The sequence below is a fragment of the Pseudooceanicola nanhaiensis DSM 18065 genome (genome assembly GCF_000688295.1).
Lineage (GTDB): Bacteria > Pseudomonadota > Alphaproteobacteria > Rhodobacterales > Rhodobacteraceae > Pseudooceanicola > Pseudooceanicola nanhaiensis.
Genome location: NZ_JHZF01000013.1, coordinates 890,383 through 915,605, shown reverse-complemented (window position 1 = coordinate 915,605; position 25,223 = coordinate 890,383). Strand labels below are relative to the sequence as shown.

At 70.1% G+C, this 25,223-nt stretch carries 25 protein-coding genes; 11 read left to right on the top strand and 14 right to left on the bottom strand.

All coding sequences use genetic code 11. From position 1 onward, the window contains the following. The first annotated feature begins 1 nt into the window (after position 1). Complete coding sequence (locus Q344_RS0114460) at positions 2 to 661, top strand: aspartate/glutamate racemase family protein (protein WP_028287368.1); 660 nt, start codon at positions 2 to 4, stop codon at positions 659 to 661. Positions 662 to 724: 63 nt separating this feature from the next. Then, positions 725 to 2,686 (top strand): acetoacetate--CoA ligase, encoded by a 1,962-nt coding sequence (locus Q344_RS0114455; RefSeq protein ID WP_028287367.1) that lies wholly within the window; start codon positions 725 to 727, stop codon positions 2,684 to 2,686. A 42-nt stretch (positions 2,687 to 2,728) separates the two neighbouring features. Here the strand turns inward: Q344_RS0114455 and hemP are convergent, their stop codons facing one another. From hemP to Q344_RS0114425, 6 genes are read right to left on the bottom strand one after another with little or no spacing between them, the layout of a single operon-like run. After that, positions 2,729 to 2,902, bottom strand: a complete 174-nt coding sequence (gene hemP / locus Q344_RS25575; protein WP_084178415.1) for a hemin uptake protein HemP — start codon at positions 2,900 to 2,902, stop codon at positions 2,729 to 2,731. Positions 2,903 to 2,907: 5 nt separating this feature from the next. Next, a complete protein-coding gene (gene hmuQ, locus Q344_RS0114445) occupies positions 2,908 to 3,234 on the bottom strand; it encodes a heme-degrading protein HmuQ (RefSeq protein WP_028287366.1) in 327 nt (108 codons plus the stop codon). An 18-nt stretch (positions 3,235 to 3,252) separates the two neighbouring features. Then, on the bottom strand, positions 3,253 to 4,035 hold the full coding sequence (locus Q344_RS0114440) for a heme ABC transporter ATP-binding protein (protein WP_028287365.1): 783 nt from the start codon (positions 4,033 to 4,035) through the stop codon (positions 3,253 to 3,255). Beyond that, positions 4,032 to 5,105, bottom strand: coding sequence for a FecCD family ABC transporter permease (locus tag Q344_RS0114435; RefSeq protein WP_028287364.1), 1,074 nt, complete (start codon positions 5,103 to 5,105; stop codon positions 4,032 to 4,034). Before Q344_RS0114435 ends, Q344_RS0114440 begins: the two co-directional genes overlap by 4 nt. Further along, complete coding sequence (locus Q344_RS0114430) at positions 5,105 to 5,956, bottom strand: heme/hemin ABC transporter substrate-binding protein (protein ID WP_028287363.1); 852 nt, start codon at positions 5,954 to 5,956, stop codon at positions 5,105 to 5,107. Before Q344_RS0114430 ends, Q344_RS0114435 begins: the two co-directional genes overlap by 1 nt. Then, positions 5,956 to 7,035 carry a hemin-degrading factor gene (locus Q344_RS0114425; protein WP_084178414.1) on the bottom strand — a complete coding sequence of 360 codons (1,080 nt, stop codon included), beginning with the start codon at positions 7,033 to 7,035 and terminating at the stop codon, positions 5,956 to 5,958. Before Q344_RS0114425 ends, Q344_RS0114430 begins: the two co-directional genes overlap by 1 nt. 186 nt (positions 7,036 to 7,221) lie before the next feature. Between Q344_RS0114425 and Q344_RS24035 the strand changes: the two genes are divergently transcribed. Continuing rightward, positions 7,222 to 9,186 carry a TonB-dependent receptor domain-containing protein gene (locus Q344_RS24035; protein ID WP_084178413.1) on the top strand — a complete coding sequence of 655 codons (1,965 nt, stop codon included), beginning with the start codon at positions 7,222 to 7,224 and terminating at the stop codon, positions 9,184 to 9,186. A gap of 98 nt (positions 9,187 to 9,284) precedes the next feature. On the opposite strand, the gene Q344_RS0114415 is transcribed toward Q344_RS24035, so the two are convergent. The 6 genes from Q344_RS0114415 to Q344_RS0114390 form a co-directional block, all read right to left on the bottom strand. After that, positions 9,285 to 10,214, bottom strand: a complete 930-nt coding sequence (locus Q344_RS0114415; protein ID WP_028287361.1) for a cation diffusion facilitator family transporter — start codon at positions 10,212 to 10,214, stop codon at positions 9,285 to 9,287. Positions 10,215 to 10,270: 56 nt separating this feature from the next. Beyond that, on the bottom strand, positions 10,271 to 10,714 hold the full coding sequence (locus Q344_RS0114410; protein WP_028287360.1) for a MerR family transcriptional regulator: 444 nt from the start codon (positions 10,712 to 10,714) through the stop codon (positions 10,271 to 10,273). Between the two features lie 60 nt (positions 10,715 to 10,774). Further along, positions 10,775 to 11,710 (bottom strand): YeiH family protein, encoded by a 936-nt coding sequence (locus Q344_RS0114405; RefSeq protein WP_342342021.1) that lies wholly within the window; start codon positions 11,708 to 11,710, stop codon positions 10,775 to 10,777. Between the two features lie 159 nt (positions 11,711 to 11,869). Continuing rightward, positions 11,870 to 13,006: a patatin-like phospholipase family protein gene (locus Q344_RS0114400; RefSeq protein ID WP_036539260.1), complete on the bottom strand. Its 1,137-nt coding sequence runs from the start codon at positions 13,004 to 13,006 to the stop codon at positions 11,870 to 11,872. A 116-nt stretch (positions 13,007 to 13,122) separates the two neighbouring features. Further along, positions 13,123 to 14,013, bottom strand: coding sequence for a dihydrodipicolinate synthase family protein (locus Q344_RS0114395; RefSeq protein WP_028287357.1), 891 nt, complete (start codon positions 14,011 to 14,013; stop codon positions 13,123 to 13,125). Positions 14,014 to 14,142: 129 nt separating this feature from the next. Continuing rightward, entirely contained in the window at positions 14,143 to 15,558 is a 1,416-nt protein-coding gene (locus Q344_RS0114390; protein ID WP_028287356.1) for a M20 family metallopeptidase, read from the bottom strand. A gap of 246 nt (positions 15,559 to 15,804) precedes the next feature. Between Q344_RS0114390 and Q344_RS0114385 the strand changes: the two genes are divergently transcribed. Both Q344_RS0114385 and Q344_RS0114380 read left to right on the top strand, forming a co-directional pair. Continuing rightward, positions 15,805 to 16,185, top strand: coding sequence for a carboxymuconolactone decarboxylase family protein (locus Q344_RS0114385; protein WP_028287355.1), 381 nt, complete (start codon positions 15,805 to 15,807; stop codon positions 16,183 to 16,185). Positions 16,186 to 16,187: 2 nt separating this feature from the next. Next, positions 16,188 to 17,063, top strand: a complete 876-nt coding sequence (locus Q344_RS0114380; protein WP_028287354.1) for an NAD(P)-dependent oxidoreductase — start codon at positions 16,188 to 16,190, stop codon at positions 17,061 to 17,063. A gap of 75 nt (positions 17,064 to 17,138) precedes the next feature. On the opposite strand, the gene Q344_RS0114375 is transcribed toward Q344_RS0114380, so the two are convergent. Together Q344_RS0114375 and Q344_RS0114370 are read right to left on the bottom strand one after the other, a co-directional pair. Beyond that, positions 17,139 to 17,327, bottom strand: coding sequence for a hypothetical protein (locus Q344_RS0114375; protein ID WP_028287353.1), 189 nt, complete (start codon positions 17,325 to 17,327; stop codon positions 17,139 to 17,141). Between the two features lie 99 nt (positions 17,328 to 17,426). Further along, positions 17,427 to 18,188, bottom strand: a complete 762-nt coding sequence (locus Q344_RS0114370; protein WP_028287352.1) for an SDR family NAD(P)-dependent oxidoreductase — start codon at positions 18,186 to 18,188, stop codon at positions 17,427 to 17,429. A gap of 323 nt (positions 18,189 to 18,511) precedes the next feature. Here Q344_RS0114370 and Q344_RS0114365 point away from each other — a divergent pair, with 323 nt between their 5' ends. From Q344_RS0114365 to Q344_RS0114340, 6 genes are all read left to right on the top strand, one after another. Then, positions 18,512 to 19,537, top strand: coding sequence for a TRAP transporter substrate-binding protein (locus Q344_RS0114365; RefSeq protein WP_028287351.1), 1,026 nt, complete (start codon positions 18,512 to 18,514; stop codon positions 19,535 to 19,537). A gap of 78 nt (positions 19,538 to 19,615) precedes the next feature. Then, on the top strand, positions 19,616 to 20,179 hold the full coding sequence (locus tag Q344_RS0114360; protein ID WP_028287350.1) for a TRAP transporter small permease subunit: 564 nt from the start codon (positions 19,616 to 19,618) through the stop codon (positions 20,177 to 20,179). Further along, the gene (locus Q344_RS0114355) at positions 20,176 to 21,489 is read left to right on the top strand and encodes a TRAP transporter large permease (RefSeq protein WP_211249922.1); all 1,314 of its coding nucleotides are present in this window, start codon (positions 20,176 to 20,178) and stop codon (positions 21,487 to 21,489) included. Before Q344_RS0114360 ends, Q344_RS0114355 begins: the two co-directional genes overlap by 4 nt. Positions 21,490 to 21,497: 8 nt before the next feature. Continuing rightward, positions 21,498 to 22,241 carry a FadR/GntR family transcriptional regulator gene (locus tag Q344_RS0114350; RefSeq protein ID WP_169739196.1) on the top strand — a complete coding sequence of 248 codons (744 nt, stop codon included), beginning with the start codon at positions 21,498 to 21,500 and terminating at the stop codon, positions 22,239 to 22,241. Positions 22,242 to 22,280: 39 nt separating this feature from the next. Beyond that, positions 22,281 to 23,456 (top strand): fumarylacetoacetate hydrolase family protein, encoded by a 1,176-nt coding sequence (locus Q344_RS0114345; protein ID WP_028287347.1) that lies wholly within the window; start codon positions 22,281 to 22,283, stop codon positions 23,454 to 23,456. Then, positions 23,453 to 25,222: an IlvD/Edd family dehydratase gene (locus Q344_RS0114340; protein WP_028287346.1), complete on the top strand. Its 1,770-nt coding sequence runs from the start codon at positions 23,453 to 23,455 to the stop codon at positions 25,220 to 25,222. The genes Q344_RS0114345 and Q344_RS0114340 overlap by 4 nt, the downstream gene beginning before the upstream one ends. The last annotated feature ends 1 nt before the right edge of the window (position 25,223 follow it).

Below are 25,223 nucleotides of genomic sequence, written 5' to 3'. Positions count from 1 at the left end.
GGTGCGACTGCTTTTCATCAATCCCAACAGCTCGGCGCATATGACCGAGAGCATCGTCATGGCCGCGCGCGAGGTGCTGCCCGGGGCCGAGATCCTCGGCTGGACCAATGCCGAGGGGCCGCCCGCCATCCAGGGCGCGGCCGACGGCGACGCCGCGGTGCCGGGGCTGCTGGCGCTCTTGCCCGCGGCCAGGGCCGAGGGCGCGGATGTCATCGTCATCGCCTGCTTCGACGACACCGGGCTGGCCGAGGCGCGGGCGCGCGCGCATTGCCCGGTGATCGGCATCGGACAGGCGGGCTATCACGTGGCGGCGCTGCTCGGCGCCCGCTTCGCGGTGCTGACGACGCTGCCCGTCTCGGTGCCGGTGATCGAGGGCAACATCCGCGCGCAGGGCTTCGGCGCGGCCTGCGAGGTGGTCCGCCCCTCGGGCCTCGCCGTGCTGGAGGTGGAGGACGGCAGCCCCGAAACCATGGCGCATCTCGCCGCGGAGCTGACCGCGATGGAGGCGGGCGAGGCCACGGCCGTGGTGCTGGGCTGCGCGGGCATGTCGGCGCATCTCGCCACGCTTCAGGCCGGAACGCGGCTCACGCTGGTCGATGGCGTCCGGGCGGCGGCGGGGCTGGCCACCGCGCTGATGCTGACCGCGCCGCGGGCGGCCTGAGCGGGTCTTGCCCTCCCTGCGCCCGCGTGGAACTGTCCGCGCGGGAGACGGAGGAGGACCCAGATGCCAGACGACAGACAGATCCTGTGGGAACCGAGCGCGGAGCGGGCCGAGGCCTCGTCCATGGCCGGCTTCATGCGCTGGCTCGAGGCCGAGCGCGGGCTGCGTTTCGACGATTACCACGTGCTCTGGGAATGGTCGGTCACGGACCTCGAGGGCTTCTGGACCGCCATCATCGCCTATTTCGACCTGCCCGTCTCGGGCTGGAGCGATGTGCTGCCGGAGCGCAAGATGCCCGGCGCCGACTGGTTCCCGGGGGCAGAGACCAACTGGGCCGCCCAGATCCTGCGCCATGCCGAGGACAAGCCCGGGGAAGAGGCGATCGTCTGCCGGTCCGAGACCTTCGGGCGGACCTCGCTCACCTGGGGAGAGTTCCGCGACCGGGTGGGCTCGCTCCAGGCCACGCTCCGCGACATGGGCGTGGTGAAGGGCGACCGGGTGGTGGCGATCCTGCCGAACGCGCAGGAGTCGCTCATCGCCTGCCTCGCAGTGATCGGCATGGGCGCGATCTGGTCGCTCTGCGCGCCGGACATGGGCGAGACGGCGATCCTCGACCGCTTCCGCCAGATCGAACCCAAGGTGCTGATCGCGCAGGACGGCTACGTCCACGCCGGCAAGCGGATCGACCGGAGCGCGGTGATCCTCGACATCGCCGGCAAGCTGCCGACGGTCGCGCACCGGATCATGCTTCCGGTGCTGAACGACCTGCCCGCGGGCTGGACCGCATGGGAGGCCACCCAGGCCGCGCCGCAGGCGCCGCGGATCGAGATGGTCCCGTTCTCGCATCCGATCTGGATCGTCTATTCCTCGGGCACCACCGGCAACCCGAAGCCCATCGTGCATGGCCACGGGGGCGTGATGGTCGAGGCGGCGAAGCAGTCGCTGCACCAGGACGTCGGGCCCGACGACCGGTTCTCGTGGATGACCTCCTCGGGCTGGATCATGTGGAACACGCAGCTCGGCGCGCTTTCGGGCGGCGCCACGGTGGTGATCTTCGACGGGGCCCCGAACCATCCCGACATGATGGTCGTCTGGCGCATGGTGGCGGAGGAGCGGCTGAGCTATTTCGGCGCGGGCGCGGCCTTCTACATGGGCTGCCAGAAGGCCGGGGTCCGGCCCGGGGCCGAGCTCGACCTCTCGGCGCTCCGGTCGCTGGGCTCGACCGGCTCGCCGCTCAGCCAGGAAGGCTACGACTGGATCTATGCGCAGGTGAAGCGCGACGTCTGGCTCGCCCCGATCTCGGGCGGGACCGACCTTGCGGGGGCCTTCGTGCTGGGCCATCCGATGATGCCGGTGCGCGCGGGCGAGATGCAGTGCCGGGCGCTCGGCAACGCGGTCAGGGCCTATGACGAGGAGGGCCGCGAGCTCACGGGCGAGGTGGGCGAACTGGTCTGCACCGAACCGCTGCCCTCCATGCCGCTCTTCTTCTGGGGCGACGAGGACGGCACCCGCCTGCACGAGAGCTATTTCGACACCTATCCAGGCATCTGGCGCCACGGCGACTGGATCGAGATCACGCCCGAGGGCGGGTCGATCATCTATGGCCGCTCGGACGCCACGATCAACCGGCGCGGGCTGCGGCTCGGCTCGTCCGAGATCTACCGCGCGGTGGAGGGGCTGGACGAGGTGATGGACAGCCTTGTCGTGGACCTCGAATTCCTGGGGCGCGAGAGCTTCATGGTGCTTTTCGTCGTGCCCAAGGACGGGGTGACGCTGGACGAGGCGCTGCGCGAGCGCATCCGGCTGGCGATCCGCACCTCGGTCTCGGCGCGCTTCCTGCCGGACGAGATCGTCGGCATGGCCGAGGTGCCGCGCACCCTGTCGGGCAAGAAGCTCGAGGTGCCGGTGAAGAAGCTCCTCCTCGGGGGTGATCCCGAGAAGGTGGTGAACCGGGATTCGATGGCCAACCCCGGCAGCTTCGACGCCTACCTCGCCTATGCCGAAACCCGGAAGGCCAGCGCGTAGGGCCGGGGCCCGAGGGGGCCGGCTCTGCACGCACCGCCCCCCTCACTTCGTCAGGAACAGCCGCCCGTTCGCGGTGAGCCGCAGCAGGTAGGCCTGCCCGTCGAGCGTGATGCGCACCCGCTCGCGCCCGCGCAGCAGGTCGGCGGCCGCGTAGCAGGGCACCGCGGCGCCCAGTCCGACGTCCTCCGCGATCCTCGGCGGCACCTCGTCGGCCATTGGGCTCACGCCGGCTCCGCGGCGATGTGCTGTATCGCGCGGAACCCCTCGAACCGGGGCGCGCCGGTGAAGAGCTTCGCGCCCCCGCCCCCGGCCCGGGCATGGGACGCGCGGAACTGCTCGCTCCGGGTCCAGGCGCGGAAACTGTCCTCGTCCTGCCAGACCGTGTGCGAGGCGTAGAGGATCGTACCCTCCTCTTCCGGCCCCTTGAGCATGTGGAAGGACACGAAGCCCGGCAGTTCGTTCAGCCGGCTCTCGCGCGACAGCCACATCTCCTCGAACTCCGCCGCGTGTTCGAGCGGCACGGTGAACCGGTTCATGGCAAGATACATGTCGTTTCCTTTCGGGATTTATTCCGCCGCCTCGGCGGCCAGATGGGGAAGGACGAAGGGCACCCCCGGCGGCGGGGCGCGCCCGACCCGCAGATGGCAGCCGTAGGCGCGGGACAGCACGGCATCCGTCATCACCTCCACCGGCCCGCCATGGGCCAGCGCGGCGCCGGCGGAGAGCACGCAGACCGCATCCGCGAACATCGCCGTCAGGTTCAGGTCGTGCATCACGGCGACCACGCCGCCGCCCTGATCCGCGAAGTCCCGGGCGATCCGCATCACCTGTATCTGGTGCGCGATGTCGAGCGCCGAGACCGGTTCGTCGAGAAACAGCCAGCGCGGTCCATCGGGCCCGGCAGGCTCCCGGACCTGCGCCAGCACGCGGGCGAGCTGCACGCGCTGCTTCTCGCCGCCCGACAGCTCCTGGTAGAAACGTGCCTCGTAGCCGCGCAGACCCACGCGGGCCAGCGCGGAGCGGGCCAGCCCGGCGTCGTCCGGATCGGGCAGCCCGAGGCGGACGACCTCCAGCACGTTGAAGGGGAAGGCCAGCGCCGTCGCCTGCGGCAGGACCCCGCGACGCTCGGCCAGCGCCCAGGGCGCGGCGCGCGCGATGTCGAGCCCGCCGAGGCGGACGGTGCCGCCATACCCGACCTCTCCGGTCAGGGCGCGCAGCAGCGTCGTCTTGCCGGACCCGTTGGGACCGACGATGCAGGTCACCGCCCCGGACCGGGCGTCGAAATCGACGCCGTGCAGGATGCGGGCCGTTCCGAGATGGACGGTCAGGGCACGGGCGGAAAGCGTCACAGGTCGAGCACTCCCCGCTGGCGGAACAGGATCCACAGGAACACCGGCGCGCCGAGCACCGCGGTCACGATCCCGATCGGCAGCTCCGACGGCGCGATGATCGAGCGCGAGATCACGTCGGCAAACAGCAGGAGCGCCGCGCCGAGGAGCGCCGAATTGACCAGCAGGTGCCGGTGGTCGGTCCCCGAGGCAAGCCGCAGGAGATGCGGCACCACGATGCCGACGAAGCCGATGCCGCCCGACATCGCCACCGCCGCGCCGGTGGCCGCCGCGACCGACAGGATCGCCGCGTTCTTCACCCGCTGGACATGGATGCCGAGGTGGAAGGCCGGCGCCTCGCCAAGCGCCAGCCCGTTCAGCCCGCGCGCGAGGAAGGGCGCGGCGATCAGGGCGGGCAGCATGATCGGCAACCCGGTGGCCACCTTCGACCACGTCGCGCCGGCCAGCGACCCGAGGCCCCAGAAGGTCAGGTCGCGCAGTTGCGCGTCGGTCGCGATGTAGACGAGGATCCCCGACACCGCGCCCGCCAGCGCACCGAGCGCGATCCCGGCGAGCAGCATCATCGCGACCGAGGTCCGCCCCCGCCGCGTCGCCACGCGGTAGAGCAGCAGGGTCGAGGCCCAGCCACCGAGGAAGGCCGCCATCGGCACCACGTAATAGCCGAGCGCGTCATGCAGGGCGACCGGAAGGAAGCTGCCCAGTACGATCGCGGTGATCGCGCCCAGCCCCGCCCCCGCGCCGACGCCCACGATGCCCGGATCGGCCAGCGGGTTGCGGAAAAGCCCCTGCATCAGCGCGCCCGAGACGGCGAGAGAGGCCCCGACCGCAACGCCCATTACCGTCCGGGGCGCGCGGATGTGCCAGAGCACCACCTGGTCGGTCGTGGACAGCGCCTCGCCCCGCAAGAGCGCCCCGAGCGCGCCCCAGAGCGAGGTTCCGGCCGCGCCGACCGCGAGGCTCACCGCCATCGCGACCAGCAGGAACCCCGCCAGGACGACGGTCAGCGCCCGCGCCCGGGCCGAGCGGTCGCCGGGCAGCATCGCCTCGGCCGTGTAGCCGACCGCCACCATCACTGCGCCGCCGGCGCGTGCAGCGCCCTGGCCAGGGCGCGGACCGCCTCGGGGGTGCGGACCGAGAAGCCCAGCAGGAACATCCCGTCCATCCGCACGATCGCCCGGTCGCGGGCGGCGGGCGTGGTCGAGATCGCCGGATGCGCCAGCAGCTGCGCGTCGGCGGCCGCGTGATCGCCCTCGCGGTCCATCATCAGGATCACGTCGGGCGCGGCCTGCGTCACCGCCTCGTCCGTCATCGGCTTGTAGCCGGAGAACGCCGTCACCGCGTTCTCGGCGCCCGCGAGGCGGATGATCCCGTCCGCCGCCGTGTCCCTGCCCGAGGCCATGACGCGCCCGCCCTGCATCGAGAGGATGAAGAGCACGCGCTTGCCCCCGGCCTCCACGCCGTCGAGCGCCGCGTCCAGGTCGGCCGCGACCTGCGCGGCCAGCGCCTCGGCCTTGTCCGGCACCCCGAGCGCGTCGCCGACCGCGCGGATCTTGGCACCGATGGCCGCGCGGGTGAAACCGCCGGGGACCTCGGCGAAGGGGATGGCGGCGGATCTCAGAAGCTCCACCGCTTCGGGCGGGCCCGCGCCCTCTTCCGACAGGATGAGGTCCGGCGCCACCGACAGCACCCCCTCGGGCGACAGGGCGCGGATGTAGCCGACATCGGGCAGCGCCTCGGCCTCGGGCGGGTAGTTGGAGGTCGTGTCGCGGGCGACCAGCCGGTCCGCCTCGCCCAGGGCATAGACGATCTCGGTCACCGCGCCACCGATGGAGACGACGCGCTCGGCCTCTCCGGCCCGGAGCGGCAGCGCCGAGGCGATCATGCCGAGCGCCGCGATCATCGCGAGAGACAGCCGGGTCATCACGCCACCTCCGCCGGCAGGGCCTCGAGCAGGTCGATCCAGGCGGCGTTGTGGTCCACCTCGGCCGTGCGGTGCCCGAAGAGCTGGGTGATCAGCGCACCGCGCCCGTCGAACGCCTCGACCGAGACGGCGGGGCCACGGCGGGAGGGTTTCGTCACGGCCCAGACCTCGGCCACGTGGTCGCCGCGCAGGTGCATGTCGAAGCCGGGGTCGAGCACGTTCAGCCAGGGCCCCATCGGCCTGATCGGACCGATGGGCCCGGACTTGATCTGGATGCAGCCGCGGTTGCCGGCGAAGATCATCGTCGGCACCCGGGTCTCCGCCAGCCGGTGCAGCAGCGTGCCGAGCGCCTCCGGCGCAAGGCGGCGGGCATGGGGCGCTCCGGCCATCCGGTAGGCGCCGAGGCGGTTCACCCTGAGCTTGCGGCACAGCATCAGGAACTGGTGGCTGTCGGTCAGCCTGTCCCATTCCTCGCGCAGCCGCGCGGCCTTTTCCGGCGCCTCGATCGCGGCCTCCACGGGGCTCCGCGGCCCGGTCTCGATCCGGTCCGAGGTCTCGCCCGTGGCCAGCCGGTCGCGCAGGGCCGTCCAGGCGGCAGGGTCGGCGCCGAGCGGCAGGTAGACCTTGTGGATCGCGTCGCCCGCCGCGTCGAACACCTGGAACGAGCGGCGAAGACCCTGCTTCGTCTCGGCCTCGACCGCGAAGCCGTGCACCCAGTGCGACGCGAAGATCCGCAGGTCGATCTCGGGACCGAGCACCATCGAGGCATGCGCGCCGGGGCGGTAATCGAGGTAGGTGCCCTCGACCTCGGAGACGATGCTGTCGTTCCGGGTCAGCGCCATCAGCCGGCCGAGCGCGGCAAGCCCGCCGACCAGACCGTCGGGATGCGCCGCGATCCGGGTCACGCCCTGCCCGGTCCGGGCGGCGAGCAGATGCGCCTCGGACACGCCCAGGCTTTCGGCCAGGTCGCGGGGGCGGAGCGTCGCTTCGGCCTGCGCCCGGCGCAGCGCCTCGGGCGAATCGGCAACAGGGGAATCGGTGATCGCGGCCATGACGCGGTCCTTTGCTGTCTTCTTCATGTCGGGGGGACAGCTGGCCTGCGGATGCGGCTGGCAGGGGGCCGCGACATCGCCGCACCCATTCTTGACAAAATTACTCGACCAAAATAGGGAATGCAACCACCGCCAGTGACCACCGGCGGGTTTTCCGAAAAATGCCAGCCCCTTGGCCAGCGACGACCCGATACCATTCCAGGGGGATGACCAATGACGACACGCCTTCATACGCGTGCGCTGCTGATGTGCGGCGCCGCGACCTTCCTGTGCCACGCGGCCGCGGCGCAGGAGGTGATTCAGCTCGACGCCATCTCGGTGGACAGCAAACGCGCCGTGCAGACCGGCGAAGCGACCTCGGAAACGGTGGTCGACGCCGAGGAGATCGCCGACCGCCAGGCCGGCACCATCGCCGAGCTCGTCGACAGCGCGCCGGGCGTGAACCTGGTGAACGGCGGCTCGCCCGTCGGCTCGGGCATCAACATCCGCGGCTTCGGCGCCACGGGCACCTACGGCACCGATCAGAAGGTGGGGATCATGGTCGGTGGGGCGACCAAGGGCTCGGAGGAGCTCTACCGGATCGGCACCCAGCTCTTCACCGATCCGCTGCTCTACCGCGAGGCGGTGGTGAAGCGTGGCATGGGCGGGACGTTCGAATACGGCTCGGGCTATTTCGGCGGGCTGCTGCTCCTGGAACCGATCCACGCCTCTGACCTGACGATGGGCGAGGACGCGTTCAAGCTGCGCGAGACGCTGCAATTCTCGACCAACGGCGACGGGATCGCCTCGTCCACCACGGCGGCCTTCCAGCGCGGCAACCTCGAGGTGCTGGGCAATTACACCTACCGCACCGAGGACCCGCAGGACGACGGCGCGGGCAACCCGCGGTCCGAGAACGGCTACGAGCTGCCGTCCTGGCTGGTGAACGGTCGCCTGACCTTCGGCGAAAGCGACGAGCACGCGGTGAGCCTGCTGCTCTCGCACACGCAGACCGATGACAGGGATGTGCCCTACGACACCTTCGGGACCAGCGGCGGCATCTTCGGCAACGTGGACCGCGCGACCGACGACAAGACCGCGGTGCTGCGCTACGATTACGACAGCCCGGAGAACGACTTCGTCAACCTCCGGCTCGAGCTGTCCTATTCCGACCAGCGGATCGAGCAGGACTACGTCCCCGGCTCATCGCCGGTGGCGCCTCCGGGCGGCTTCCCGACCGTCAATGCCGATCACCGCTACCAGACCACCAAGCTGACCGCGAAGAACACCGGCCACCTGACCACCGGCGCGGTGGATCACGCGATGCGCTTCGGGGTGGAATACCTGCAGCGCGAGCGGCTGGACGCGGATTCCGCACCGGGCGGGACGGACGAGCGCGTGGCGCTCTTCTTCGCGGACACGCTCGATTTCCGCAACGGCCTGACCGTCACGCCCGAGCTGCGGTTCGAAACCCAGGAGATCGGCGGCAGCGGCTACGGGACCTATGACAACACGGCCCTGATGGGCGGCGTCTCGGCGCGGTACGAATTCGGCGCGAGCGGCTTCGCGGTGCTGGGCGGGGTCTGGTACAACGAGAACCTGCCGATCATCGACGATCTCGGCACCCCGGCCTACATGACCCGGCCCGAAACCGCGATGAACTACGAGGCGGGCTTTGCCTATGACGGGGCCGACCTGATGGCCGAGGGCGACGCGCTGGCGCTGAAGTTCGTGGGCTACGTGACCGAGGTGCGGGACGTGACCTCCTATTCCGGGCGCGACGCGGTGGACCTGAAGGGGCTCGAACTCGAGGCGGCCTATTCGCTGGCCTCGGGCTATTACGTGGACCTCAACGCGAACGTGGCGCGGGGCACGGGCTATGCCGCCGGGGTCGCCAGCGACTGGGAAGGCGTGCCCGCCGACCAGCTGCGCCTGACGCTCGGGCGGAAATGGGGCGAAGAGCTGGACCTGAGCTGGGAGGTCGTGGCGGATGCCGAGATGACCCGCTCGGCCAGCCCCAGCGACAGCGCCATCGTGCACAACCTGCGCGCCACCTACCGCCCCGAGGCGGGCGTCCTGCGCGGGACGGAGCTGCGGCTCGGCGTCGAGAACCTGCTGGACCTCGATTACACGCCGCACCTCGCCACCCGGCCTGCGCCGGGGCGCAACGTGAAGGTCACGTTGACCACGGTGTTCTGAGCATGCCCGGGGCGGGATCGTCCCCGCCCCGGCGCCCCGCACCTCGGCCGATCCGGCAGATCCGGGCCGGGCCCGAGCCCGGGCCCGGCCGCCCCCGGTCAATGCGAATGCGCATGGCCGTGCCCGAAGAGCTCCGCATCGCATTGCGCGCCCGCGCGTTCGAATTCCAGCGTGGAATGTTCGATGCCGAAGCGCTCGGCGATCACGCGCTTGATCTCGGCCTTCACCTCTTCCAGCCGGGTCCAGCCCGCCGCGTCCAGCACCACGTGCGTGTCCAGCCCGGCCTCGTGCTCCTGCATCTGCCAGAGGTGGACATGGTGCAGCTCGGCGACGCCCTCGACCCCGAGCACGGTGGCGATCAGCGCGTCGGCATCGACGTCCGGCGGACTGCCCAGCATCAGCGTGCGGATCGGGCCGCCGATCTCGGACGCCGCCATCCAGAGGATGTAGAGCGCGATGCCGATGGTCACGAGCGGGTCCACCAGCCGCCAGTCGTAGAGCAGGATCAGCGCGCCGCCGACGACCACCGCGACCGAGGCAAGCGCGTCCGACAGGTTGTGCAGGAAGAGCGCCCGGATGTTCGCGCTCCCCTTCTGCATCGACCACGTGAGCGCGGCGGTCAGCGCGTCCACCGCCAGCGCGATGCCGCCCACGATCACCACGGTCCAGCCGCCGACCTCGGGCGGGTCGATCAGGCGCATGCCCCCCTCGTAGACGAGGTAGAGGCCCACGACGATCAGCGTGGTGTAGTTGATCAGCGCCGCGACGATCTCGATCCGCCCGTAGCCGAAGGTCATCCGCCGGTCCGCCGGCCGCCGCGCGATCTTGCGCGCCGCGAAGGCGATCACCAGCGAGGCCATGTCGGACAGGTTGTGCAGCGCGTCCGCGATCAGCGCGAGGCTGCCCGAAAGCAGCCCGCCCACCACCTGCGCGACGGTCAGCAGCGCGTTGGCCCAGATGGCGACGGCCACGCGGCGGTCACCGCTCGCGGGGTCGAGATGGGCGTGACCGTGATGGTCATGGGGCATGGGTTCGTCCTCGAATCGTTTCGAGAGCCTGTGTAATTGCTACAGCGGCTGTAGCTTCAAGCCCTTTCCGCCACCCCCTCCGCCTGGGCGTGCTCGGTCAGGCATTCGGAATGGTCCTTCAGGACCTCCAGCACCCGGCAGCGCGACGCCGCGCCGCCATGACATTCCGCGACCATGCGGGAGAGTTCGGATTGCAGCGCCTGCAGGCGGGCGATCTTGCGCTCGACCGCCTTCAGCTGGCGGGCGGCGATGGCGTCGGCCTCGAAGCAGGGGCGCGCCGGATGTTCGGAAAGGTCCAGAAGCTCGCGGATCGCCTCGAGCGGGAAGCCCAGCTGCCGGGAATGGCGGATGAAGGCCAGCCGATCGAGCTCCTCTTCCGCATAGCGCCTCTGCCCGCCCTCGCTGCGGCCGGGTTCGGGCATCAGCCCGATCTGCTCGTAGTAGCGGATGGTCTGGACCTTGGTGCCGGTCCGGCGGGCGAGCGTGCCGATCGTGAGCATGTGGGCGTCTCCGGGAAAGCTGTGGCGAATGTAGCCCGCCGGGCCGGGGCCGCAATGCGATCAGATGCCCAGCCAGAGCCCCGCGCCGATCCAGAGCGCGAGGAACAGCGTCTCGCCCACCATCATCACCAGCGGCGCGGCGCCCACCTCGGTCAGGGCCTTGAGCGAGGTCTTGATCCCGAGCGCCGCGATGGCGGTGACGAGGCACCAGCCCGAGACCGCCGATAGTCCCGCGGCCACCGCCCCGGGCACCAGCCCGGCGGAATTCACCACCACGAGCGCCGCGAAGCCCAGCACGAAAAGCGGCAGCGGCGCCGCCCCCGCCCCGCCACCGCCGCGGAAGACGAGACCGATGCACAGCACCACGGGCATCAGCATCGCGACCCGGAACAGCTTGGCGATGGTGGCAGTGTCGCCGGCCTCGGGCGAGACGGAATAGCCCGCGCCCACCACCTGCGCGACATCGTGGATCGTGGCGCCGAGGAAGATCCCCGTCTCGTGGTCGGTCAGCCCGAACACGGCCACCACCATCGGGTAGAGCACCATCGCGAGGGTCGAGAGCGCCGTGACCGAGACGACCACGAGGATCGTGTCCCGCTCCGACGTGCGGTCGCGGGGCAGCACCGCGGCCAGCGCCATCGCCGCGGAGGCGCCGCAGATCGCGACCGCCCCGCCGGACAGCACCCCGAAGCGCGCGCCCATCGGGCCGGTGCGTCCCGCGAGCAGACCGACCAGGATCGTCAGCACCACGCCCGCCGCGATCCAGGCCACCGCGCCAAGGCCAAGTCCCCAGACCTCGTCGAAGGTGATCCGCGCGCCGAGCAGCCCCACGCCGAGCCGCAGCGCGGTGCGCGCGGCGAAGTCGATGCCGGGCTGGCAGCGCGGGTCCTCCACGAGGAAATGCAGCGCCATGCCAAGCAGCAGGGCAAACAGCATCTGCGGCGCGCCGTAATGTTCCGACAGGAACCGCGCCGCGGCCGCGACGATCAGGCAGATCGCCAGCCCCGGCAGAAGCGCCGCGCCGGCGTCCCGCAGCCGCGCGGCGCGCGCCGTGGCGCCGGGCTGCCGGTCTTCGTCGTGCTCCGCTATGGTCCCGTCCCCGTTCCAGGCTGTCCCCCAAGGGCTACCCCGCGCGGCGCGGATTGTCAGCCCGTCTCAGCCGAGGCCGAAGAAGCCGCGGATCTCGGCCTCGCGCGCCATCGTGTCGGCATGGCCGAGGTCGATCAGCCGCGCGATATAGGCGGGCTCGAACATCATGTAGCTTTCGATCTGGCCGTCCCCCTCGGCCCCGCCCAATCCGCGCACCATGACCCGCAGAACGCGCGGCAGATCGGCCGAGAGCGCTTTCGCGATGGTCCGGACATCCTTGGACGGGCGCAGCATCAACGCCTCGACCTCCTTCAGCGGCGTCTGCCCGCGCGCCTCGGGCGACAGCAGCGACACCGTCTGGTTGATCCGGGTGAGCCGTTCGTAATCCGCCTCGAGGTTGTCGTTGAACAGGATGTCCAGCGCATGGCCCGCCATCGCGCCGAGGCTGGGGCTCGCCTTGGGCGTGTCGGGGCGGTCCGGGATGCCGTCGCGCGTGGTGATGACGAGGATCCGGTCCGCCCCCGTATGGATCGCGGGCGAGAGCGGAGAGCTCAGCCGCAGCGCCCCGTCGCCGAAGAAACCGCCGTCCAGGCGCACCGGATCGAAGGCGAAGGGCAGCGCGGCCGAGGCCAGCAGGTGCTGCGGACCAAGCGCGACGCGTGCGCCCCGGCGGCGGGCGCGTTCCCAGTCGGCGATCTCGTCGATGCCCTGGAAGAAGGTGACCGAGATGCCCTCGGTGTAGCTGGTCGCCGTGATGCAGATCGCGTGCAGCGCGCCCGAGGTGATGGCATGCCGCAGCCGCGCCTGGCTGAACTCGCGCTGCAGCAGCCGGTCGAGCGGCGCGTAATCGAGGATCCCGCCGGTGGTGCGGACGCCGAAGGGCCCAAGCACCGGGGTCATCGCCCAGCGGGCGCCGGTGGCGATCAGCGGCAGCGCGCGGGTGTCGAAGATCGCGCTCGAGTCGAGGCCGCGCCAGAGCTCCTCGAGGTGCTCGGCCCCGGCGCGGAAATCGGTCGAGGCGACGGCGACGGCCGAGGCATTGATCGCGCCGACCGAGGCGCCGCAGATGATCTGGAAGGGCGAGCGGCCGGGCCCGGCGATCTCGGCCAGCGCCTTGATCGCGCCGACGTGGTAGGCGCCGCGCGCACCGCCGCCCTGAAGCACCAGCGCGATGCGACCTGTGGCATTCTGCGAAGACGACATGCGACCCAACCCGGGCTTGGTGACACGGAACCGTTGCGCCGATTTACGCAGGTTCGCGGCCCTTGCAAAAGCCCCTGCCGGTCACATCCGGGTGCGCATGGTCCTCTGTGGCCCGGTTACAGCGCGCCGACCTTCTCGAGCACCTTGCGGACGGCCGCGACCTGCTCTGCCGTCAGCGCGGGCTGGGGCGGCGCGGGATCGCCGCAGTCGAACCCCTGAAGCCGCAGACCTGCCTTCACCGCCCCGGCAAGGTTGAACCGCGCGAACACCTGGTTCACGGCCCAGAGCTCCCGTTGCAGGGTCATCGCCTCGTCCCATTTCCCGGCCTCGCAGAGCTCGAACAGCCGCACGCTCTGGCGCGGGATGATGCAGGACGGCCCGGCCAGCCAGCCGCGCCCGCCGATCAGCATCACCGCGGTGGTGATATGCGAGGAGGCGGCAAAGACGCCGATCCGCCCCTCGGTCCGGTTCAGGATCGACAGGAGACGCCCGGTGTTGGTCGAGGCGTCCTTCACGAACAGGATGTTGGGGTGGTGCGACAGCGCGTCGATCGCGTCGAGCGTGAGGTCGGAGCGCTGGAAATTCGGGTTGGTGTAAAGCGTCACGGGCCGGTCCGTCGCATCCGCGATGGCGGTGAAATACGCGATGACGCCCGCGTCCGGCACGGGGAAATAGGCCTCCATCACCGCGAGGATGCCGTCCGCCCCGAGCTCGGCCCAGCGGTTCGCCTGCGCCACGCCGTCCCGGATCGTCGTCGCCGCGACCCCGGCGATCACCGGCACGCGGCCGGCCGCGGCCTCGACCGTGGCGGCGACGACCCGTTCCTTCGCGGCGAAATCGAGATAGGCGAATTCACCGGTCGATCCGAGCGGGGTCAGCCCGTGCACGCCCGCCGCGATCAGGTGATCGCAGAGCCGTTTCAGCGCCTCCGCATCGACCTCGCCCCCGGGCGTGAGCGGCGTGGGAAGATAGGGGACGACGCCCCTCAGGTCGCGGATGTCGGTCACGGGCTCTCCTCCCCTGTCTGTATCGCCGGGGCCGGACCGCGGCCCCGTCGGCACTATCGGGGGGACACCCGCGGGCCGCAACCCCGGGAGACGGCGGGAGGGGCGCCGCCCGCAGGAGCGCCCGCGGGTTCAGGCCATCTCGGCGACCGGCGGCACGGCGTTTTCGGGCAGCGGGCTGACATAGCCCTCCGGGCCCACGCGGCGCGCGAGGTCCGCCTTGGCGCGCTCCCGCAGGTCCGGGTCGAGCATGGCGTCGGCGCCGGTCGCGGCCATCACTCGGGCCGCGTGGAACATGCCGGTGATCGCCGGCTGGCTCTTGCCCTGCGCGGTGGCCTGCCAGCTGTGCAGCTGCGTGCCGATCGCGTGGTTCGCCCCCCAGAACTGCACCGTGGGCACCACCCAGCTCACGTCGGCCACGTCGGTCGAGCCGCCCATCGGCATCACCGGCGCGTCCGCGGGCACGAGGAAATCGGCCAGCGGCCGGCGGCCGTCTTCCTCCAGCCCGATCGCGCGGTAGGCGGCGCGGATGTCCTCTTCGGACAGCGTGGCCTGGAAGCGGGCGGCATAGGCGCGGTCGGTGTCCGAGAACGGCGGCGGGCCGAGCTGTTCGAGATTGCGCCGCATCGCCTCGCCCAGCGGGGCGTTGTAGACGAGGTTCGACACGGCGGCGAGCACCTTGTCGGTGACCTGCGTCTCGGTCATCAGCGCGGCGCCGGCGGCGACCTTGCGGACCCGCTCCAGCAGGGTCAGCATCTCGGGCGCCGTGGCGGCGCGCACGACGTAGCGGACCTTGGCATGGGCCTGCACCACGTTCGGAGAGATCCCGCCCCCGTCGATGATCGCATAATGGATCCGGGCCTCGTCGGGCATGTGCTCGCGCATGTAGTTGATGCCGACGCTCATCAGCTCGACCGCGTCCAGCGCGCTGCGCCCCAGATGCGGCGCACCCGCCGCATGGGCCGCGCGGCCCGCGAATGTGAAATCGACACGTGCATTGGCGAGCGAGCTGCCCCGCACCACGTTGGGCATGTCGCCCGGATGCCAGGTGATCGCGATGTCGACATCGTCGAAGGCGCCCTCGCGCACCATGAAGGCCTTGGCGGCGCCGCCCTCCTCCGCCGGGCAGCCGTAATAGCGGACGCGGCCCGGGGTGCCGGTCTGCTCGAGCCAGTTCTTCACCGCCGTTGCGGCCAGCATCGCGGCCGAGCCCAGCAGGTTGTGCCCGCAGCCATGGCCGTTCGCCCCCTCTTCAAGCGGGCTCTGCTCGGGCACGTCGGCCTTCTGGCTCAGCCCCGCCAGCGCGTCGAATTCGCCCAGGAAGGCGATGACCGGCCCGCCCTCGCCCGCCTCGCCCATCACCGCGGTCGCGATCCCGGCGAGGTTCTCCTGCACGCGGAACCCTTGGTGGGTCAGTTCCTCCACATGCGCGGCGACCGAGGCCGTCTCGGCATAGCAGGTTTCCGGCGTGGCCCAGACCCGGTCGCTCAGGGCGCGGAACCGGTCCTGCGAGTCCTCGACAAATTTCCAAAGCGGGTGCTCGTTCATGGCGCCGGGTCCTGTGTATCTGGGAATGGGGGCCGGCCCGGGGCGGGCCGCCGTGACGCGGCGAGCGTAGAAGCGACGCCCGGCGGTTTCAATGCGGTCGGGACGCGAAACCGCCCCGCAGGCGCGCGCCTGCCCGGAAAGCCGCCACCGGGGCCGAGTTGACGCAGCGTCGGACAAGATGCTTGATCGGTCACGGACGGCGCGGTCCTCACCCGGCGTCCGCCCCCGCAACGAAAGGAAGACGAGATGGACAAGGCCACCTACGACAAGGGCATGGAGATCCGCCGCGCCACATTGGGCGACGCCTATGTCGACAAGGCGATCGACGGGATGAGTGATTTCACCCGCGAGCTGCAGGAGCTGGTGACGACCTATTGCTGGGGCGAGGTCTGGGGCCGCGAGGGGCTCGACCGCAAGACCCGTTCGACGATCAACATCGCGATGATCGCCTCGCTCAACCGGCAGCACGAACTGGCCGCCCATGTCCGCGGCGCGATCAACAACGGGCTGACCCCGGACGAGATCAAGGAGATCCTGCTTCAGGTCGGCATCTATTGCGGCGTGCCCGCGATGGTCGACAGCTTCCGCACCGCCCGCGCCGTGCTGGAAGAGATGGAGGCGATCTGACCTTGGCCGCGCTCGGATTTGTCGGCACCGGCACCATGGGCGCCCCCATGGTGCATTGCCTCGCCGCCGCCGGCCACGCGCCGCTGGTCCACGATGCCGCGCCCGATGCCGCCCGCCGGGTGGCGGAGCGCGACGGGCTTGCCGCGGCCGCGACGCTCAAGGACCTCGCCGGCTGCGGGACGGTGATCCTGATGCTGCCCAACTCGGCCATCGTGCGCTCGGTCTGCCTTGGCGACGGCGGGCTCGCGGCGCATCTCGCCCCCGGGTCGGTCGTGGTCGACATGAGCTCCTCGGACCCGGTCGAGACGCGCGCCATCGGAGAGGCGCTCGCCGCGGCGGGCATCGTGCTGCTCGACGCGCCGGTCTCGGGCGGGGTGCGCAAGGCGGTGGACGGCACGCTCGCGATCATGCTGGGCGGCGACGACGCGGCGGCCATGGATGCGGTCGAGCCGGTGCTGGCCTCGATGGGCCGGGTGTTCCGCGCGGGGCCGCTGGCGGCCGGACACGCCACCAAGGCGCTGAACAACTATGTCTCGGCCGCGGGCCTCGTGGCGGCCTGCGAGGCGGTCATCATGGCGCGGGCCTTCGGGCTCGATCCCGCGCGGATGACCGAGATCATCAACGCCTCGACCGGCCGCAACAATTCGACCGAGAACAAGGTCGCGCAGTTCATCCTGTCGGAAAACTACCGCGAGGCGGGATTCGCGCTGAGCCTGATGGCGAAGGACGTGGGCCTTGCCGCGGCCCTGGCGGGGGCGACCGGAAAGCCCCTGCCGGGTGTCGCGGCCGTCGCGGACATCTGGGCGCGCGCCGAGGCCGGGCTGGGCGCCGGAGCCGATCACACCGAGATCCACCGCTACCTCGAGGCGCTCGAATAGCCCCCTGAAACGACAGAAGCTCCGCCGGAAACGGCGGAGCTTCTGGAGCCGGCGCGATCGGTGATCGCGGGCAGGTCAGGCGTGCGCGGCACCGGCGGCCGGGGCGGCTGCGGCGGCGTCGGAGCGGCCGAACAGGCGGCGGAAGAAGCCGGCGATGACCAGGGCGCGCTGGCGCTCGGCCTGACGCAGGATCGCCTGCACGTCGGCGTGGGAAAGGGGTTCGAAGGTCTGGGCCTCGGTTTGCATCGTGTCATCCTCGGTCATGCATTCTCTGTCACGGCACCATATCGCTGCGTTGCAGCGAAAATGCCAGTCAAGGCCGCTATGCACTTTCCGCAGGGCAGTGCCGGGGGGGCGGTCGCGTCAGGCCGCGCAGGAATATCCGCCATCCACCGGCAGGGCGATCCCGGTCACGAAATCCGACGCCGGAGCGCAGAGGAACAGCGCCGCCCCGCCAAGGTCCGCCGGCCGCCCCCAGCGCCCCGCGGGCGTGCGCGCGAGCACGCGGTCGTTCAGCCCCGGCACCTGTTCGCGCGCGGTCACCGTCATGTCGGTGTCGATCCAGCCCGGCAGGATCGCGTTGACCTGGATGTTGTCGCCCGCCCAGGCGGTCGCCAGCGCCTTGGTCATCTGCACGAGTCCGCCCTTGGCCGCGGCATAGGGCGCCGACATGGGCGAGCCGAAGATCGACATGATGGACCCGATGTTGACGATCTTCCCGCCGCCCCGCGCCGCCATCAGCGGATAGGCCGCCTTCGACACGAGGAAGGCCGAGGTCAGGTTGCCCGCGATCAGCGCGTTCCATTCCGGCAGGGTATAGTCCTGCGGCAGCTTCCGGTCGTTCACCCCGGCGTTGTTGACGAGGATGTCGAGCCCGCCGAACTGCGCGGCGACCCGCGCCACGGCTGCGGCCACGCCCTGCTCCTCGGTCATGTCGCCGGTGAGGGCCAGCGGCGCAGGCGCCCCTTCACGCGCCAGAGAAGCGGCCGCGGCCTCGGTCTTGTCCGCATTGCGCCCGACAAGCGCGAGGGTCGCGCCCGCATCCGCCAGCGCTCCCGCCATGGCGAGGCCGATGCCGCCGTTGCCGCCGGTGACCAGCGCCACCTTTCCACCAAGGTCCATCATCCGTCTGTTCCTTCCGTCGAATGGGGTGCGCCCGGGTCGGGACGGACGCAATCAGAGCGTGCATGCTCCGGGATTCGCTCGTCGTGACACCTTATTTGTCATACCAGATGCTCGAAGCGCGCCCGCGAACGCAGAAATTCTAGAACGAAAAACCCCTGTTTCACAATGCCATCCGCGGCAAACAGGCGGTTTTCGCTCATGCAGCCATCGCGAAGCGTTGATCTCGACTTCCGGCTGTGCCTTATTTGTCCAACCACAGGAATGCGCGCATTCCTCCGGTCCGTTGGAGGATACGGTCCGGCATCGACCACAGGGAGGACGACATGAACTTTTTGAACAGGCTCGCCGGCATGGCGGTCGTGACGGTCTCGGCGCTGAGCCTGACCGGCCCGGCGCTGGCCGCGGACTACAACTGGACGTTCCAGACATCCGAGACGGCGGGGGAGCCGGGCTTCGTCAACAAGCAGAAATGGGCCGAGGAAGTCGGCAAGCTCTCCGGCGGCCGGATCGAGATCGAGATCCTGCCGATCGGCTCGGTCGTGCCGCATACCGACACGCTCGACGCGGTCGGCGCGGGCATCCTGCAGGGACATCTGACCGACCCCAGCTATTTCTCGGGCAAGGACCCGGCCTTCGCGATGATGGGCAACCTCGTCGGCGCATGGAGCGATCCGTTCGAGCTTCTGGGCTTCATGGAAAGCGGCGGCGGCAACGAGCTCTATGCCGAGCTGGTCGAGCCCTACGGCGTCCAGTTCATCGGCGCCGCGGCGACCGAGCCCGAGGCCTTCGTCTCGCGCGTGCCGATCCGCACGGTCGAGGACCTGAAGGGCGTGAAGATGCGCGCGCCCGAAGGCATGGTCTACGAGATCTTCTCGAAGGCGGGGGCCGCGCCGGTGTCGCTGCCGGGCTCCGAGATCTTCTCGGCGCTCGACAAGGGCGTGGTGGATGCGGCGGACAACACCGTCTTCGCGACCAACCAGTCGCTCGGGATGAACGACATCGCGAACTACCCGCTCTACCCCGGGTTCCACTCGCTGCCGATGATCGATGTCTCGATGACGAAATCGGTCTGGGACGAGCTGCCCGAGGATCTGCAGGAGATCCTGACCGCCTCGGTCAAGCAGTTCAGCTTCAACCACATCTTCTCGGTCCGGCAGCTCGACGCCGCGGCGGTCGAGAAGGCCAGGGAAAACCCGGAGATCGAGATCATCAACTGGTCGGGCGACGAGCGCGCCAAGTTCCGGCGCATCGCGCAGGAGGAATGGCAGAACTGGGCGCCCAAGACCGAGATGACGCAGCGCTACTACGACGCGGTCACGACGTACCTGCAGGGCCGCAACCTGCTCTGATCCGACACGACGCGACAAGGCTGCGCCCGGCCGGGAAACCGCCGGGCGCAGGGCAGCAGGCAGGCAGGAGAGCCGGAAATGGCCGACGAGAGCGACATCATCACCCGGATGGAGGACGGCGACGCCGAGATCCGCACCGGGCTCGACCGGGCCATCGCCGGGTCGTCCAAGGTCTTCGCATGGGCGATCTTCGTCGCCTTCCTCATCACCGTGGTCGAGGTCTTCGCCCGCTACGTCTTCGACAGCCCGACCTTCTGGGCGCACGAGACGACGACCTTCCTGATCGCCGCGATCTTCCTGATCGGGGGCCCCGTGGCGCTGGCCCGGGACAAGCATATCCGGGTGCGGATGTTCTATGACGCGGCCGGACCGCAGCGGCGGCGGACGCTGGACATCTTCAACTCCGTGATCGCGCTCCTCTTCTTCGCGGGCCTCGCCTATGCGGCCTGGGTGATGGTGGGCAAGTCGTGGTTCACACCGACCGGCGCGCTGCATCTCGAGGGCACGGGCACCTCGTGGAACCCGCCGACGCCGGCGCTCCTGAAGCTCCTGGTGCTGATCTGCGTGGCCGCGATGTTCGTCCAGACGCTCCTCCACCTGATCGAGGCGATCCGGCGCGACACCTCGGCCGGAGGCGAATGATGGGGCTCGACGCGCTCGGGATCGAATACGGGTCCTACCTCCTCGTTGCCGCGATCTTCGTCCTTCTGCTGACCGGCCAGCCGTTGGCCTGGGTCACGGGGCTGGTCGCGCTCATCTTCACCTTCGGCTGGTTCGGCCCCATGGCCCTGCCGCTGGTGACGTCGCGGATCTTCGGCTTCATCACCGAATATTCGCTCGTCGCGATCCCGATGTTCATCCTGATGGCGGCGCTCCTCGACCGTTCGGGCATCGCGCGGTCGCTGTTCAACGGGATGCGCATCCTCGCCGGACGCCTGCCCGGCGGCGTCGCGGTCCAGACCCTGATCGTCGCGATCCTGATGGCCGCCATGTCGGGCGTGATCGGGGGCGAGATCGTCCTTCTCGGCATCCTCGCCCTGCCCCAGATGCTGCGGCTCGGCTATGACCGGAGCCTGTCGATCGGGGTCGTCTGCGCCGGGGGCTCGCTCGGCACGATGATGCCGCCCTCGATCGTGCTCATCATCTACGGGCTGGTCGCGAACGCCTCCATCGCCGACCTCTTCATCGCGGCGATCACCCCCGCCCTGCTGCTTCTGGGCTTCTACGTGGCCTACGTGCTCTTCCTCTGCTGGCGGAACCCGAACCTCGGCCCGCCGATGTCGCGCGAGGAGGCGGCGCAGGAATCCGTTCTCTCGGCCCTGCGCTCCCTCGCCGCGCCGCTCTTCATCGTCTTCGTCGTGCTGGGGTCGATCTACGGCGGCATCGCCTCGATCACCGAGGCCGCGGCCATGGGCGTCTCGGCCGTGCTGATCATCGCGCTGATGCGGCGCGAGCTGAACCTGAAGATGATCCAGGACAGCCTCGTGCACACGCTCGAGACCTGCGGCATGATCATCTGGATCGGGATCGCCGCGGCCGTGCTCGTGGGCGTCTACAACCTGATGGGCGGCAACCGCTTCGTCGCGCAGGCGATCCTCGGGATCGAGGCGCCGCCGGTGGTCATCATCATGGTGATGATGCTGATCCTTCTGGTGCTGGGCATGTTCCTCGACTGGATCGGGATCGCGCTGCTGACGCTGCCGATCTTCGTGCCCATCGTCGTGCAACTGGGCTACGATCCGATCTGGTTCGGCATCCTCTTCGCGGTGAACATGCAGGTGTCGTATCTGACACCGCCCTTCGGCCCCGCCGCCTTCTACCTCAAGAGCGTGGCGCCGAAGGAGATCACGCTGAAGCACATCTACACGGCACTCCTGCCCTTCATCGCCTTGCAACTCATCGTCCTGGCGACGATTCTCTTTTTCCCGCCAATCGCAACCTGGCCAATATGAGGGGCAGCTTGACCAAACACGAGGCGACCGCATTGGACGACACCTACGACGACACCGGCGAAGGATCGGCCGTGGATCAGGTCGTGGCCCAGATCCGCGACCTGATCGACACCGACGGGCTGACCGTGGGCGACAAGCTTCCCACCGAACGCGAGCTCTGCGAACGCTTCGCGATCAGCCGCAACACGGTGCGCGAGGCGATGCGGATGCTGAAGGCCTACGGCATCGTCGACGTGCGCCCCAAGGTCGGCGCCACCATCGTCGACCAGAGGATGAACCGCGCGCTCGACATCTTCTCGTTCAACGTGGCCGAGATCTCGCGCCAGACCTTCGACGACATCCAGGGGTTCCGCGAGCTGATCGAGACCGGCACCGCGCTGGCGATCTTCGACGCCGTCACGCCCGAGGACCTCGCCGAGCTGCACGGGCTCAACCGCCAGATGGTGCAGGCGCGCAGCGTGGTGGAGGCGTCGGAGTTCGATTTCCAGTTCCACACCAAGCTGATCTCGCTGACCGGCAACCGTTCGATCCTCGACGTCTACGGCATCATGAAACCCGTAATCCTGCGCATCATGCAGCGCGGCAAGACCCGGCGGATCATCGAGGGCGAAACCTATCTGGAGCACGAGGGCGTGCTGCGGGCGCTGGAGGCGTCGGATCACCTCGCCTACCGCTACCTGATGCGCACGCACCTGCGGAAGGGCCTCGCGACCTTCCCCGAGCCAGCCGCACCGCCGGAGGACCGGACGTGACAGGCAGGGGATTTCACGGGGTCGAAACAGGAGGTCGCGATGACCGGAGATGAACCAGTCACACTGAGCGCGCGGGACATCCTGCCCGAGACGCCCGGCGCGCTGCTGCTCGGCCGTGTCTGGTCGAAGGCCGCGAGCGGCCCCTGCCCCGTGCTGGTCCGCGACGGAGAGCTCTTCGACCTGACCCGGATCGCCCCCACGATGTCGGACCTGCTCGAGATCGACGACCTCTCCGCAGACCTGGCCGGGGCCGGGCCGTCGCTCGGCCCGCTCGACGGTTTTCTCGATGCGGGCAACGGGTGCGGCGGCCTCGGCCACCTCCTGCCGCCCTGCGACCTGCAGGCGATCAAGGCGGCCGGCGTCACCTTCGCGGGCTCCATGATCGAACGGGTGATCGAGGAACGCGCCAAGGGCGATCCCGCGCGGGCCGAGGCGATCCGGGCCGAGCTCTCCGACATCCTTGGCGGAAACCTCCGCGGGCTGGTCCCGGGATCCGGCAAGGCGGCCGAGGTGAAGGCGCATCTGCAGAAGGCGGGGCTCTGGTCGCAATATCTCGAGGTCGGGATCGGTCCCGATGCCGAGATCTTCACCAAGGCGCAGCCGATGTCCGCCGTGGGCTGCGGTGCCGAGATCGGCGTGCATCCCGGGTCGCACTGGAACAACCCCGAGCCCGAGGTGGTGCTGGCCATCAACTCCCGCGGGGAGATCCGCGGCGCGACGCTCGGCAACGACGTGAACCTGCGGGATTTCGAGGGGCGCTCGGCCCTGCTTCTGGGCAAGGCCAAGGACAACAACGCCGCCGCCGCCATCGGCCCCTTCCTCCGGCTCTTCGACGAAAGCTTCACGCTCGAGGACGTGGGCCGCCTGCGCGTCGGGCTCGAGATCGCCGGAACCGACGGCTTCACGCTGTCCGACCATTCCGACATGGCTCAGATCTCGCGCCGGCCCGACGAGCTGGCCGCGCAGCTGCTGAACCCGACCCACCAGTATCCGGACGGCGCCATGCTCTACCTCGGCACGATGTTCGCCCCCACCAAGGACCGCGACGGCGCGGGCATGGGCTTCACGCACAAGACCGGGGACCTCGTCACCATCTCGTCGCCGGAGCTCGGCCGCCTCGTCAACCGGGTCCGGCCCTGCGACGCGGTCGCGCCCTGGACCTTCGGGACGCGCGCCCTGATGGGCAATCTCGCCGCGCGGGGAGTGCTGGAATGACGAAACGCCGTCTCAGAAGCCAGGACTGGTTCGACAATCCCGACCATGCCGACATGACCGCGCTCTACCTCGAACGCTTCATGAATTACGGCCTGACCCCGGAAGAGCTGACCGAGGGCCGCCCGATCATCGGCATCGCCCAGTCGGGCAGCGACCTCGCGCCCTGCAACCGCCATCACATCGACCTGGCCAAGCGGGTGCGCGACGGCATCCGCGACGCGGGCGGGATCCCGATCGAGTTTCCCACCCATCCGGTGTTCGAGAACTGCCGCCGTCCGACCGCCGCGCTGGACCGGAACCTCGCCTATCTCGGGCTGGTGGAGGTGCTGCACGGCTATCCCATCGACGGCGTGGTGCTGACCACCGGCTGCGACAAGACCACCCCCGCCGCGATCATGGCCGCCGCCACCGTCGACATCCCGGCGATCGTCCTGTCGGGCGGCGCGATGCTCGATTCGGTGCACGAGGGGCGGCTCGCCGGGTCCGGCACGGTGATCTGGCAATCCCGCCGCCGCTACGCCGCCGGTGAGATCGACCGCGCCGAGTTCCTGGAAGCCGCGCTCGAGTCCGCGCCCTCCATCGGGCATTGCAACACGATGGGCACCGCCTCGACCATGAATGCGCTGGCCGAGGCCATGGGCCTGTCGCTCACCGGTTGCGCCGCGATCCCCGCCGCCTATCGCGAGCGCGGGCAGATGGCCTATCGCACCGGCCGCCGCGCGGTCGAACTGGTGACGGAGGACCTGCGGCCGTCGCAGATCCTGACACGCGATGCGCTGCTGAACGCGGTGCGGGTCAACGCGGCGATCGGCGGATCGACCAACGCGCAGCCGCACCTCGCCGCCATCGCCGAGGCCGCGGGCGTCGAGCTGACCCGGGACGACTGGCAGATCCACGGCTACGACATCCCGCTGCTGGCCGATGTCCAGCCGGCGGGCCGGTTCCTGTCGGAGCGCTTCCACCGCGCGGGCGGGGTCCCGGCGATCATGTGGGAACTGGCCGAGGCCGGGGTGCTGGCCACCGGCTGCGCGACCGTCACCGGGCGCAGCATCGGCGAGAACCTGGCCGGGCGCGAGGCGACGGACCGCGAGGTGATCCGCCCCTGGGACGCGCCGCTGATGAAACGGGCGGGCTTCCGCGTCCTGACCGGCAACCTCTTCGACTTCGCCATCATGAAGACCTGCGTGATCTCCGAGGACTTCCGTCGCCGCTTCCTGTCGGAACCCGGGCACGAAAACCGGTTCGAGGGCCGCGCGGTGGTCTTCGACGGGTCCGAGGATTACCACGCCCGGATCAACGATCCGGAGCTCGGGGTCGATGACCGCTCGATCCTCGTGATCCGCGGCTCCGGCCCGCTCGGCTGGCCCGGCGCGGCCGAGGTGGTGAACATGCAGCCCCCCGACCGCCTGATCCGGGCCGGCATCACCAGCCTGCCCACCATCGGCGACGGGCGGCAATCGGGCACCGCGGACAGCCCGTCGATCGTGCATGCCTCGCCGGAAAGCGCCGAAGGCGGCGGGCTCGCCTGGCTGCGCAGCGGCGACCGGATCCGGATCGACCTCGACACCGGGCGCTGCGACATGCTGGTGGACGAGGCCGAGATCGCGCGGCGGCGGCAGGAGGCCGCGCCGCCCGTGCCCGAGGCGCAGACGCCGTGGCAGAAGATCTACCGGCAGGAGGCGACGCAGCTGAGCGACGGCGCCACCCTGCGCTCGGCCAAGGGGTTCCACCGCATCTCGCGCAGGCCGCCGCGCCACAACCACTGAC

Bases quoted from the DNA above. Each gene is read 5' to 3' on its own strand.
- Q344_RS0114455 (WP_028287367.1), top strand. From the start codon at position 725: ATGCCAGACGACAGACAGATCCTGTGGGAACCGAGCGCGGAGCGGGCC.
- hemP (WP_084178415.1), bottom strand. From the start codon at position 2,902: ATGGCCGACGAGGTGCCGCCGAGGATCGCGGAGGACGTCGGACTGGGC.
- hmuQ (WP_028287366.1), bottom strand. From the start codon at position 3,234: ATGTATCTTGCCATGAACCGGTTCACCGTGCCGCTCGAACACGCGGCG.
- Q344_RS0114435 (WP_028287364.1), bottom strand. From the start codon at position 5,105: ATGGTGGCGGTCGGCTACACGGCCGAGGCGATGCTGCCCGGCGACCGC.
- Q344_RS0114430 (WP_028287363.1), bottom strand. From the start codon at position 5,956: ATGACCCGGCTGTCTCTCGCGATGATCGCGGCGCTCGGCATGATCGCC.
- Q344_RS0114425 (WP_084178414.1), bottom strand. From the start codon at position 7,035: ATGAAGAAGACAGCAAAGGACCGCGTCATGGCCGCGATCACCGATTCC.
- Q344_RS24035 (WP_084178413.1), top strand. From the start codon at position 7,222: ATGACGACACGCCTTCATACGCGTGCGCTGCTGATGTGCGGCGCCGCG.
- Q344_RS0114415 (WP_028287361.1), bottom strand. From the start codon at position 10,214: ATGCCCCATGACCATCACGGTCACGCCCATCTCGACCCCGCGAGCGGT.
- Q344_RS0114410 (WP_028287360.1), bottom strand. From the start codon at position 10,714: ATGCTCACGATCGGCACGCTCGCCCGCCGGACCGGCACCAAGGTCCAG.
- Q344_RS0114400 (WP_036539260.1), bottom strand. From the start codon at position 13,006: ATGTCGTCTTCGCAGAATGCCACAGGTCGCATCGCGCTGGTGCTTCAG.
- Q344_RS0114390 (WP_028287356.1), bottom strand. From the start codon at position 15,558: ATGAACGAGCACCCGCTTTGGAAATTTGTCGAGGACTCGCAGGACCGG.
- Q344_RS0114385 (WP_028287355.1), top strand. From the start codon at position 15,805: ATGGACAAGGCCACCTACGACAAGGGCATGGAGATCCGCCGCGCCACA.
- Q344_RS0114375 (WP_028287353.1), bottom strand. From the start codon at position 17,327: ATGACCGAGGATGACACGATGCAAACCGAGGCCCAGACCTTCGAACCC.
- Q344_RS0114370 (WP_028287352.1), bottom strand. From the start codon at position 18,188: ATGATGGACCTTGGTGGAAAGGTGGCGCTGGTCACCGGCGGCAACGGC.
- Q344_RS0114365 (WP_028287351.1), top strand. From the start codon at position 18,512: ATGAACTTTTTGAACAGGCTCGCCGGCATGGCGGTCGTGACGGTCTCG.
- Q344_RS0114360 (WP_028287350.1), top strand. From the start codon at position 19,616: ATGGCCGACGAGAGCGACATCATCACCCGGATGGAGGACGGCGACGCC.
- Q344_RS0114355 (WP_211249922.1), top strand. From the start codon at position 20,176: ATGATGGGGCTCGACGCGCTCGGGATCGAATACGGGTCCTACCTCCTC.
- Q344_RS0114345 (WP_028287347.1), top strand. From the start codon at position 22,281: ATGACCGGAGATGAACCAGTCACACTGAGCGCGCGGGACATCCTGCCC.
- Q344_RS0114340 (WP_028287346.1), top strand. From the start codon at position 23,453: ATGACGAAACGCCGTCTCAGAAGCCAGGACTGGTTCGACAATCCCGAC.